Origin of the sequence: Streptomyces silaceus (assembly GCF_001419745.1) — a bacterium.
Classification (GTDB): domain Bacteria; phylum Actinomycetota; class Actinomycetes; order Streptomycetales; family Streptomycetaceae; genus Streptomyces; species Streptomyces silaceus.
The window spans coordinates 1-10,273 of record NZ_LIRJ01000208.1 but is presented as its reverse complement, the minus strand read 5'-3'; the positions used below and the strand labels follow the sequence as shown (position 1 = coordinate 10,273).

Sequence of the window (10,273 nt, the reverse complement as noted above, 5' to 3'; positions counted from 1 at the left end):
GACCCCGACGCGCCCCGGGCGCTCGCCAAGGTCACCGAGACCCGCTGACGCCGGGGAGGGGCCCGGCCCGGAGCGCCGGGTCCCTCCCCGGGCGGTCACGCGAGCGAGCCGCCCGTCGCGTCTATCCACTGGCCGGTGACCCACCGGCCGTCGTCCGACGCGAGGAAGGCCACCACGTCCGCGATGTCCGACGGGTCGCCGACGCGGCCGAGCGCCGACATCGCGGCGGAGCTCGCCCACGCGTCCTTGTTCTCCTCGCCGCGCAGCCACGCGGCGTTGATGTCCGTGTCCACGATGCCCGGCGCCACCGCGTTGACCGTGATGCCGCGGGGGCCGAGGACCTTCGAGAGGTTCCGCGTGAACACGTCCAGGGCGCCCTTGGTCATGGCGTACGTCAAGATCTCCGGCATCACCGCGGCCTGCGAGAGGCCCGAGNNGATCCGGCCGCCGTCGCGCAGTCGCTCCGCGCCGAGCTGCGTGATGAAGTACGGCGCCTTCATGTTCACCGCGAACAAGCGGTCGTACTCCGCCTCGTCCGTGTCGGCGAAGGAGCTCGCCGTGCTGACCCCGGCGTTGTTCACCAGGATGTCCACGCCGTCCGCGTGCGCGTCGAACGCCGACCACAGGGCCTGCGCGTCCCCCGCGGCACCCAGCTCCGCGCCGATCGCGAAGGCGGCGCCGCCCGAGGCCTCGATCGCGGCCACCGTCTCCTTCGCCGCCTCCTCATTGCTGCCGTAGTGCACGGCGACCAGCGCGCCGTCCCTGCCGAGCCGCTCGGCGATGCCGCGTCCGATACCCCGGCTGCCGCCCGTGACCAGCGCCGTCTTCCCCGCGAGCCTGCCCTGCTGCTTGCCGGCCGATGCACCCATGTCAGGCGCCCCCTCTTTCTCTAGCGGTCGTTACAGAAAAAGACCGTACCCGATCTCCCGCTCATTTGCTAGCGCCCGCTATACAATTCACCCCATGGCGACGAAACAGCGCGGACGTCCCCGCTCCTTCGACCGCGACACGGCCCTGGAACAGGCGATCCGCACCTTCTGGGAGCACGGGTACGAGGGGACGTCCGTCTCCGACCTCACGCGCGTCATGGGCATCGGTGCCCCCAGCCTCTACGCCGCCTTCGGCGACAAGCGCACGCTGTTCGACGAGGTCGTGGTGCGGTACGGGCTGACGCACGGCGCCTTCACCGGCCGCGCCTTCGAGGAGGAGCCCACCGCGCGCGCCGCCGTCTCACGGATGCTGCACGAGGCGGCGGCCGAGTTCACCGACCCCACCCACCCCCGCGGCTGCCTCGTCGTCTCGGCGGCGGCCAACTGCACGACCCCCGAGGTGGAGACGGCCCTGCGCGAGCGGCGCAACGCCAACGTGGCGGGCATCGAGTCCCGCATCCGCGCGGACATCGCCGCCGGCGAGCTGGCCGGGGACACCGACGCCGTCGCCCTCGCCCGCTACACCGCGGCGGTCTTCCAGGGGATGTCGCAGCAGGCCAGGGACGGCGCCACCCGCGACGTCCTGGAAGCGGTGGCCGACCTCGCCATGCAGGTGTGGCCGCCGGTCCGGCCGATGGGGAACGGCGCCTGACGTTCGGAGAAAGAGACAACAACAAACATCCGCACACGCATAGACATGGGAGAATGGTCTAGTCCACAATGCGTGGGTAAAGCCTCCGCTCTTCCCGCACAGGAGAGCGGACCGAGGACCCGGCGCTCTCTGCCCTGACCGCGTCGGATCCTCCCGATCGGCCGACCAGTACCGCACATTCTGGCGGCCGATGCACCTGAAGGGCTGCGGTGCCGTGGGCGGGTTGAGGGTCCCGCCCTGGCGCCGCGGCTCGTCGGGACCCTCCGGACCCCTCGGGGGCGACGCCGGGATCCCGGAAACTCAGGGGAGCGGACCCGCCGGACGCGAAAGGTACGCTCGCACACGTGCCCTCCATGAACGACCTCGTACGCCAGCACACCGCCCTCGGCGACTCCGACCTCGAGTGGCTGCATCTGCTGGTCTCGGAGTGGCAGCTGCTCTCCGACCTCTCCTTCGCCGACCTCGTGCTCTGGGTCCCCACGCGCGACGGCACCCGCTACGTCTCCGTGGCGCAGATGCGGCCCAACACCGGCCCCACCTCCTACCAGGACGACATGGTCGGCCACCTCGTCCCGCGCGGCCGGCGCCCGCTCCTGGACGCCGCCCTCGACGAGGGCCGCATCGTGCGGGAGGGCGACCCCGAGTGGCGCGAGGAAGTCCCGGTGCGGGTCGAGTCCATCCCCGTACGCAGGGAAGGGCGCGTCCTCGGCGTCATCGCCCGCAACACCAACCTGCTGACCGTGCGCACCCCTTCACGCCTGGAGCTGACCTACCTCCAGTCGGCGTCCGACCTCGCGCAGATGATCGCCGCCGGGTCGTTCCCGTTCCCGGGGCAGCAGGTCGACATGGACGCCTCCCCGCGCGTGGGTGACGGTCTGCTGCGCCTCGACGCCGACGGCATCGTGCAGTACGCGTCGCCGAACGCCCTCTCCGCGTACCACCGCCTCGGCCTCGCCTCCGACCTCGTCGGACACCACCTGGGCACGGCGACCGCCGAACTCGCCCCGTCCCGGGGCCCGGTGGACGAGGCACTGGCCAAGCTCGCCAGCGGCTGGGCGCCGCGCGAGTTCGAGATCGAGGGCGGCGACGGGGTGATCCAGCTGCGCGCGATCCCGCTCAAGCCCAAGGGACCGCGCATCGGTTCGCTCGTACTCCTGCGCGATGTCACCGAACTCCGCCGCCGCGAGCGGGAGTTGATCACCAAGGACGCGACCATCCGGGAGATCCACCACCGGGTGAAGAACAACCTCCAGACCGTCGCCGCGCTGCTGCGGCTGCAGGCCCGCCGCATCGACTCCGCCAAGGGCCGCGAGGCGCTGGAGGAGGCCGTGCGCCGCGTGGGTTCCATCGCCATCGTCCACGAGACGCTCTCCCAGAACCTGGACGAGCGCGTGGAGTTCGACGAGATCGCCGACCGGGTTCTCGCGATGGTCGCCGAGATCTCGCCCGGGAAGGTCACCGGCCGGCGCACCGGCCGCTTCGGCATCCTCGACGCCGAGGTCGCGACGCCGCTGTCCATGGTGCTCACGGAGATCCTGCAGAACGCGCTGGAGCACGGCTTCCGCGAGGGGGACACCGGCACGGTCGAGGTCTCGGCGGTGCGCGGCGGCACCCTCAAGGACGCCCGGCTCCTGATCACCGTCCAGGACGACGGCGTCGGCCTGCCCGACGACTTCGACCCGCACCGCTCCGGCAACCTCGGCCTGCAGATCGTGCGCACCCTCGTCGAGGGGGAGTTGGGCGGCACCTTCGACATGGTCCGCGCCCCGGAGCGCGGCACGCAGGTGCTCCTCGACATTCCGGTGCGCGGCGAGAAGTAGCACCGGCAAACGGGCGGGCGCCACACGGCCGGCGCGCGCCCCGCACGGACGAAAGCAGTGAGCCCCGGACCGATGTGGTCCGGGGCTCACTGCTCACGTTGCGATGCGCATCGGGGGTACTGCGCGGCTGCGGCTCGGGGGCGGGAGTTGCGTACTCGCTGTACGCGCCGCCAAGCTCAGGCTCGTCAGGGGTGTGGGCGTCAGGCGCTGGCCTGGCGTGCACGGTTGCGAGCGGCGCGGCGCTTCATCGCGCGGCGCTCGTCCTCGCTGAGGCCACCCCAGACGCCGGAGTCCTGGCCGGACTCGAGCGCCCACTGCAGGCACTGCTCCATGACGGGGCAGCGGCGGCAGACGGCCTTGGCTTCCTCGATCTGCAGCAGCGCAGGACCGGTGTTGCCGATGGGGAAGAAGAGCTCGGGGTCTTCCTCGCGGCAAACGGCGTTGTGACGCCAGTCCATGGCTGCTACCTCTCCTTGGTATTACATGCGGGTTGCTTGTGAATGTGAACGCTTTCACGAATCCCCCCGCACGGGAAGGGCCGACAACCAGTTGCCTGGTGTGGACCTGTGGTGGAGGAGGGGTTCTGGCTCTCTGTGGGGCCGATGTTGCGGGCCGTCCCGATCGCCATGTAGAGATTCGCAAACCTCGGCGGCGGATACAACCCCTTCAGGAAAGTTTTTTTTGATTCCTCAGTGTCGACTGGGTCACAGCCGTACTTCCATGGGGTGGATCCTGGCCTAAACGTTCGAGTGAAAGGACTTTAGGCCCTTCCACTCACACAATCACACGCAGTGCACGGCGTACGCCTGTGAACGTCACGCTTGTCCGCAGCCCCAGGTGGTCACCGTCCATCTGGAGGGGCAGGGGCACCTTCGATTGCAAGGTGAAGTCCGTGAGGTCGTGGAGCGTGACCGCGTGCTTACCGTGCGGTCCGCGCTCCGGCGTCGACGTCAGCAGCTGGGTGCCGTACCGGGCCACCGCGGCGGTCGAGAGCTTCTTCAGACCGAGTACGTCCAGGCCCGTGTCGAAGGAGGCCTGCGGGGACGCGTACAGGGGGCGATTGCCCAGGTAGGAGTACGGAGACGTATTGCAGACTATCGACATCACCAGGTCGGTCACCGGGTCCTCGCCGGGCCGCTCCAGCGTGATCATGCCGTGCCTGCGGTGGGGCTCGTCGAGGAACTGACGGAGCACTTGGCGCACATAGAGGGCGTGCGTCGAGCGCCGGCCGAGCTCCCGCTGCTGTTCGACCCTGCCGACCACGCCACCGTCGAATCCGAGCCCCGCGCAGAACGTGAACCAGCGCGAGGGCACCGCCTCGTCCTCCGTGCCCGGAGTGCCGCCCGCGATGCCCAGGCCCACCGTGCGCTCACTGCCCTCGCGCAGGGCGTCCAGCAGGGCGCCGGTGGCCTCCACGGCGTCGTTCGGCAGCCCGAGGGCGCGCGCGAAGACGTTGGTCGAGCCGCCGGGGACGACGGCGAGGCGGGGGAGGCGGTCCGGGTCGGGGCCGTGGTGCAGCAGACCGTTGACGACTTCGTTGACGGTGCCGTCGCCGCCGAGGGCGACGACCAGCTCGATGTCCTTGCTCTCCGCGGCCTGCCGGCCGAGGTCCCTGGCGTGCCCGCGGTACTCGGTGGTGACCGCCTCGAGCTTCATCTCGCTCGCCAGAGCGTGGACCAGGACGTCACGCGTACGCGCACTGGTGGTGGTTGCCGCCGGGTTGACCACGAGGAGTGCACGCATGCGCAGCAGACTACCTAGCGGTCTTTACCCGGCCTAGACCGAGGTCCCGGGGCGGGCCCCGACCGACGTGCCGGCGCGGGGGCGCACGGGGCTACCCTGCTGGAGTGAGCACTGAGCGGAAAACCACCCCCCAAGCCCCGGAGCCGGCCGCGACGGGCCCGCGTCCCGGACGGCTGACGGCCGCCGCCGCCCTGGCGGCGCTGGAGGGCCTCGCCCTCCTCGCCGGGGGTGTGTACATGCTCGTGATGGGCCTCGCGGGCTCGCCCGACGACCCGCGGCAGGCCGAGACCGGCGGGGTCACGCTGATCGTCCTCGCGCTGCTCCCGCTGCTCGCCGCGCGCGGGCTCATGAAGATGCGCCGGTGGAGCCGCGGCCCCGCGATCATCACGCAGATCATGGCGCTTCCGGTGGCCTGGCAGCTGCTGCAGGCCGACAGCGCTGCGATCCCGGCCGGCATCGTCCTCGCCGTCGTCGCGCTCACCGCGCTGGTGCTCCTGGTGAACCCGGCGACGACCGAGGCCCTCGGCATCCGGGGCCCCGGCGACGTACAGGACCAGAAGTAGCCACAGCCGATCAAGGGCGGTCGCTACGGGGAGTGACTACTCCTCGACGAGCAGCTTCTCCCGCAGCTGCGCGAGCGTGCGCGCGAGGAGCCGGGAGACGTGCATCTGCGAGATGCCTACCTCCTGCGCGATCTGCGACTGGGTCATGTTGCCGAAGAAGCGCAGCAGCAGGATGCGCTTCTCGCGTGGAGGCAGGTCCTCCAGGAGCGGCTTGAGGGACTCGCGGTACTCGACGCCCTCCAGGGCCTCGTCCTCGGCGCCCAGCGTGTCCGCGACGGCCGGGGACTCGTCGTCGGTGTCGGGGACGTCCAGGGACAGCGTGGAGTAGGCGTTCGCCGACTCCAGGCCCTCCAGGACCTCCTCTTCGGAGATAGCCAGTTTCTCGGCGAGCTCGTGCACCGTGGGGGAGCGGCCGTGCAGCTGGGACAGCTCGGCCGTGGCCGTCGTCAGCGCGAGACGCAGCTCCTGGAGGCGCCGCGGCACGCGGACGGCCCACCCCTTGTCGCGGAAGTGCCGCTTGATCTCGCCGACGACCGTCGGGGTCGCGTACGTGGAGAACTCCACGCCGCGCTCCGGGTCGAAGCGGTCCACCGACTTGATCAGACCGATCGTGGCGACCTGGGTCAGGTCGTCGAGGGGCTCGCCGCGGTTGCGGAAGCGGCGGGCCAGGTGCTCCACGAGCGGCAGATGCATGCGGACCAGCTGGTTGCGCAGCTCCGCGTACTCCGGAGTGCCGTCCTTCAGGCCGCGCAGCTCGATGAACATCGCGCGTGCGCCGCTGCGGTCCTGTGGATCGTGCCGGCTGTGCTCGTGCTCGTTCATGTTTCCCGCCCGTCGCCCGCCGCCCCGGCCGGCGAGCCGCTTGAGCTCGTCCTTGGCGGTCGGCTCTGCCTGCTCCGACACATCGGCCACCACCGGGGGACCCGATTGCTCGGGGTCCTCCGGATGCGGTTTGGCCTGCTGCTCGGGGATCCCGGTGGTCATGCGGCGCGTCCCCTCCCTGCCGCCGACGGGCAGACTCCGTGTGCCGCGCTCATCGTCCCGCACCGGCCCGTCCCCGTTCCTCACGCCGGCCCGGGTCCCGCGCCGCGCTTCTTGTAGAGGCTGATCGAGACGGTGTTGTCCTCGGCGACGGTGGAGTCGACCTGGCCCGCGAGGGCCGACAGCACAGTCCAGGCGAAGGTGTCCCGCTCCGGGGCCCGGCCGTCGGTCGTGGGTGCCGACACCGTCACCTCCAACGAGTCGTCGACGAGCCGGAAGACGCAGCTGAGCACGGAGCCGGGCACGGCCTGCTGGAGCAGGATCGCGCAGGCCTCGTCGACCGCGATGCGGAGGTCCTCGATCTCGTCGAGAGTGAAGTCCAAACGCGCCGCGAGGCCGGCCGTCGCCGTCCGCAGCACCGACAGGTAGGCGCCCGCAGCCGGAAGGCGGACCTCCACGAAGTCCTGATTCCCGGGCTCGCCTGCGATCTGGGACACCCTCACCTCCAAGGTGGTACAAGCACTTTCGGGGCTCCAGGACCGCCGTCCGACGGCGGCCCGGACTGCGTCACACGGGTAACGCACCACGTAGTTCCGCGGGTGACGCTACCGCGCTCCCCAGTTCCGTGTCCCGGGGACCCCGCCCCGATGCTGTCACTCATAGTAAGCCCATGTATACGCACAGTGGCTAGGGGTCTCGCAGGCCCAATTGGAAAGAACAAGCGTCGGGTTGACGTACCCAGGCCTCAGACGATCGAACCGTCCACGAAGCACCAGCGCCAGCTCTCGCCCGGTTCGAACGTCCGCATCACCGGGTGACCGGTGTCCTTGAAGTGCGCCGTCGCGTGCTGGAACGGCGAGGAGTCGCAGCAGCCCACGTGCCCGCACGTCAGACAGAGCCGAAGCTGGACGGGGTGGCTGCCGACGGCCAGGCACTCGGGGCACGTCTCGCTCAGCGGGGGCACCTCGGGGTGGGGCAGCGCTGCGACGTGCGTGCACTCGTTCATGATGGCCAGGTTACGACGCGAACGCGGAGGGCGGAGGGGTCTGCCGATGGACGTATTGCCGCTGGTGGCACTGATCGCGGCGAGCGCCGCGGTGGCCGGGGCAGCCCGCAGGACCCCGGTGCCGGCGCCGCTGCTCCTGGTCGGCGTGGGCCTCATCGCGGCCTACCTCCCCGGAGTGCCCGACTACCACCTCGACCCGCACGTCGTGCTGCCGCTGATCCTGCCCCCGCTGCTGCACACGGCCGCCCTGGAGAGCTCCTATCTGGACCTGCGCGCCAACATCAGGCCCGTCGCGCTGCTCTCGGTCGGTTACGTCCTGTTCGCCACGGTCGCCGTCGGCTGGCTCGCGTATCTGCTGATCCCCGATCTGCCGCTGACCGCGGCGCTGGTGCTCGGCGCGGTCGTCGCGCCACCGGACGCGGTCGCGGCGACCGCCATCGCGCGCAGGGTGGGGCTCCCCTCGCGGATCACCACGATCCTCCAGGGCGAGTCCCTGGTGAACGACGCGACCGCGATCACCGCCTACAAGGTGGCGCTCGCGGCGGCCGTCGGCGAGGGCGCGAGCTGGTCGGGCGGCGTACGGGAGTTCCTGGTGGCCGCGGTCGGCGGGGTCGGCGTCGGACTGCTCCTCATGGTCCCGATCCACTGGCTGCGCACCCACCTGAAGGAGGCGATGCTGCAGAACACGCTGTCGCTGCTCATCCCCTTCGTCGCGTACGCCGCCGCGGAACAGGTCGGTGCCTCCGGAGTGCTCGCCGTGGTCGTGGTCGCCCTCTACCTGGGGCACCGTTCCTGGCAGGTCGACTTCGAGACGCGGCTCCAGGAGGCGGCCGTCTGGAAGGTCGTCTCGTTCATCCTGGAGTCCGCGGTCTTCGCGCTCATCGGGCTCCAGCTGCCCGTCGTGCTCAAGGGGCTCGGCGAGTACAGCGTCGCGCAGGCCGTCTGGTACGCCGTCGGGGTCTTCGTGGTCGTCGTCGCGGCCCGCTTCGTGTGGTCGTACCCGGCGACCTATCTGCCGCGCTGGACCTCACGGCGGATCAGGGAGCGCGAGGACGACATGGACTGGCGCCGGCCGCTGATCGTCAGCTGGGCGGGGATGCGGGGCGTGGTCTCCTTGGCCATCGCCTTCTCGATCCCGCTCGTGATGGACGACGGCGAGCCGTTCCCGGCGCGCAATCTTGTCCTGTTTCTGACGTTCACCACGGTGATCGGCACGCTCGTCGTGCAGGGGCTCTCGCTGCCGTGGCTCATCCGTGTCCTGAAACTGCCCGGCCGTGACGCGCAGGCGCAGACGCTCGCCGAGGCGCAGGCGCAGAACGCCGCCTCACAGGCCGCGGAGGCCCGGGTGGAGGAACTCATGCGGGACGAGCGCAACTGCCTCCCACCGCCCCTCCAGGACCGTCTGCGCACCGTTCTGGAACGGCGCCGCAACTCCGTGTGGGAACGGCTCGGCCAGCCCAACCCGGTGACGGGGGAGTCCGCGGACGACACCTACCGCAGGCTCGCCCGGGAAGCGATCGCCGCCGAGCGCGAGGTATTCGTCAGGATGCGGGACGAGCGGCGCATCGACGACGAGATGATGCGGACGCTGCTGCGCAAGCTGGACCTCGAGGAGGCGGCCGCCTACCGGGAGGTCGAGGACTGATCCCGCGGCCCGGCCGGGACGGGGTCCTCGCGCGGGCCGGTGATCACCGCCGTGAGGCGGGTGCCGGGCCGGAAGGCGCCCTCTTCGGAGAGGACGGTCAGGGCGTACAGGAGCTTGGCGACGTAGAGGCGCTCCACGGAGAGGCCGGTCGCGGCGCCGTGGCGGGCCTCGAAGTCCTCCGCGAAGGCGAGGAGCGCGGGCGGGGTGCGGGCGTAGCCGCCGTGGTGGAAGCGCTCGTCGAGGCGCCAGTTGCCGGTCGGCTCGCCGAAGGTCCGCCGCTGCAGCTCCCGTATCCCGGGGCCCAGGAAGCCGCCCTTGAGGACCGGTATGCCGAGGGCCCGCCGGTCCGGGCCGAGGCCCGCGGCCAGGCCCGCGAGGGTGCCGCCGGTGCCGCAGGCCACGGCCGCCACGTCGGTGTGGTCGCGCAGTTCCTCGCCGAGGGCCGTGCAGCCCTGTACGGCAAGGGTGTTGCTGCCGCCCTCGGGGATCACGTACGCCCCCTCCGCGCCGCTCTCGCGCAGCAGCGCGGCCAGCACCTGCGGCTCGGTCTTGCGCCGGTACGTCGACCGGGCGACGAAGCGCAGGCGCATGCCGTCGGCCGCGCAGCGGGCCAGGGACGGGTTCAGGGGGCGGTCGGCGAGCTCGTCGCCGCGGACGACGCCGACCGTGGCGAGGCCGAGGAGGCGGCCCGCGGCGGCGGTGGCGCGCAGGTGGTTGGAGTAGGCGCCGCCGAAGGTGAGCAGGGTGTCGTGACCCGCCTCGGCCGCCGCCCGCAGGTTCAGGACGAGCTTGCGGTACTTGTTGCCGGGCAGGTCCGGGTGGATCAGGTCGTCCCGCTTGAGCAACAGCTCCACGCCACGGCGGCCGAAACGGTCGTCGTCCACGCGCTGCAGCGGCGACGGCAGCCGGGGAGGGGGGTCGAACGGGGCGGGTG

Annotated in this window: 11 protein-coding genes and 1 pseudogene; 4 read left to right on the top strand and 8 right to left on the bottom strand. The window is 71.2% G+C overall.

The features are described 5' to 3' along the window. Positions 1-95: 95 nt before the first annotated feature. Positions 96-435: pseudogene (locus AOK22_RS42855) on the bottom strand (SDR family NAD(P)-dependent oxidoreductase); the annotation flags it as partial. 2 nt (positions 436-437) lie between these two features. After that, a partial coding sequence (locus AOK22_RS42850; protein ID WP_244164909.1) for an SDR family NAD(P)-dependent oxidoreductase occupies positions 438-869 on the bottom strand: 432 nt, incomplete at its 3' end. 94 nt (positions 870-963) lie between these two features. Here AOK22_RS42850 and AOK22_RS20380 point away from each other — a divergent pair. Then, complete coding sequence (locus AOK22_RS20380; RefSeq protein ID WP_055700129.1) at positions 964-1,581, top strand: TetR/AcrR family transcriptional regulator; 618 nt, start codon at positions 964-966, stop codon at positions 1,579-1,581. A 353-nt stretch (positions 1,582-1,934) separates the two neighbouring features. After that, the gene (locus AOK22_RS20375) at positions 1,935-3,401 is read left to right on the top strand and encodes a sensor histidine kinase (protein ID WP_055700128.1); all 1,467 of its coding nucleotides are present in this window, start codon (positions 1,935-1,937) and stop codon (positions 3,399-3,401) included. 200 nt (positions 3,402-3,601) lie between these two features. Here the strand turns inward: AOK22_RS20375 and AOK22_RS20370 are convergent, their stop codons facing one another. Continuing rightward, positions 3,602-3,859, bottom strand: a complete 258-nt coding sequence (locus AOK22_RS20370; RefSeq protein ID WP_016639615.1) for a WhiB family transcriptional regulator — start codon at positions 3,857-3,859, stop codon at positions 3,602-3,604. A 316-nt stretch (positions 3,860-4,175) separates the two neighbouring features. Beyond that, positions 4,176-5,144: a diacylglycerol/lipid kinase family protein gene (locus AOK22_RS20365; protein WP_055700127.1), complete on the bottom strand. Its 969-nt coding sequence runs from the start codon at positions 5,142-5,144 to the stop codon at positions 4,176-4,178. A gap of 104 nt (positions 5,145-5,248) precedes the next feature. Between AOK22_RS20365 and AOK22_RS20360 the strand changes: the two genes are divergently transcribed. After that, the gene (locus AOK22_RS20360) at positions 5,249-5,707 is read left to right on the top strand and encodes a hypothetical protein (protein WP_055700126.1); all 459 of its coding nucleotides are present in this window, start codon (positions 5,249-5,251) and stop codon (positions 5,705-5,707) included. 36 nt (positions 5,708-5,743) lie between these two features. Here the strand turns inward: AOK22_RS20360 and AOK22_RS20355 are convergent, their stop codons facing one another. From AOK22_RS20355 to AOK22_RS20345, 3 genes are all read right to left on the bottom strand, one after another. Next, positions 5,744-6,775, bottom strand: a complete 1,032-nt coding sequence (locus AOK22_RS20355) for an RNA polymerase sigma factor SigF (protein WP_079036699.1) — start codon at positions 6,773-6,775, stop codon at positions 5,744-5,746. After that, complete coding sequence (locus tag AOK22_RS20350) at positions 6,772-7,185, bottom strand: ATP-binding protein (RefSeq protein WP_030780840.1); 414 nt, start codon at positions 7,183-7,185, stop codon at positions 6,772-6,774. The genes AOK22_RS20355 and AOK22_RS20350 overlap by 4 nt, the downstream gene beginning before the upstream one ends. A 248-nt stretch (positions 7,186-7,433) precedes the next feature. After that, a complete protein-coding gene (locus tag AOK22_RS20345) occupies positions 7,434-7,694 on the bottom strand; it encodes a UBP-type zinc finger domain-containing protein (protein WP_055700124.1) in 261 nt (86 codons plus the stop codon). 46 nt (positions 7,695-7,740) lie between these two features. On the opposite strand from AOK22_RS20345, the gene AOK22_RS20340 reads away from it, so the two are divergent. Then, a complete protein-coding gene (locus AOK22_RS20340) occupies positions 7,741-9,339 on the top strand; it encodes a Na+/H+ antiporter (RefSeq protein ID WP_055700123.1) in 1,599 nt (532 codons plus the stop codon). On the opposite strand, the gene AOK22_RS20335 is transcribed toward AOK22_RS20340, so the two are convergent. Continuing rightward, positions 9,318-10,244 (bottom strand): 1-aminocyclopropane-1-carboxylate deaminase/D-cysteine desulfhydrase, encoded by a 927-nt coding sequence (locus AOK22_RS20335; RefSeq protein ID WP_063795300.1) that lies wholly within the window; start codon positions 10,242-10,244, stop codon positions 9,318-9,320. The two genes, AOK22_RS20340 and AOK22_RS20335, sit on opposite strands and share 22 nt — an antisense overlap. Between the last annotated feature and the right edge of the window lie 29 nt (positions 10,245-10,273).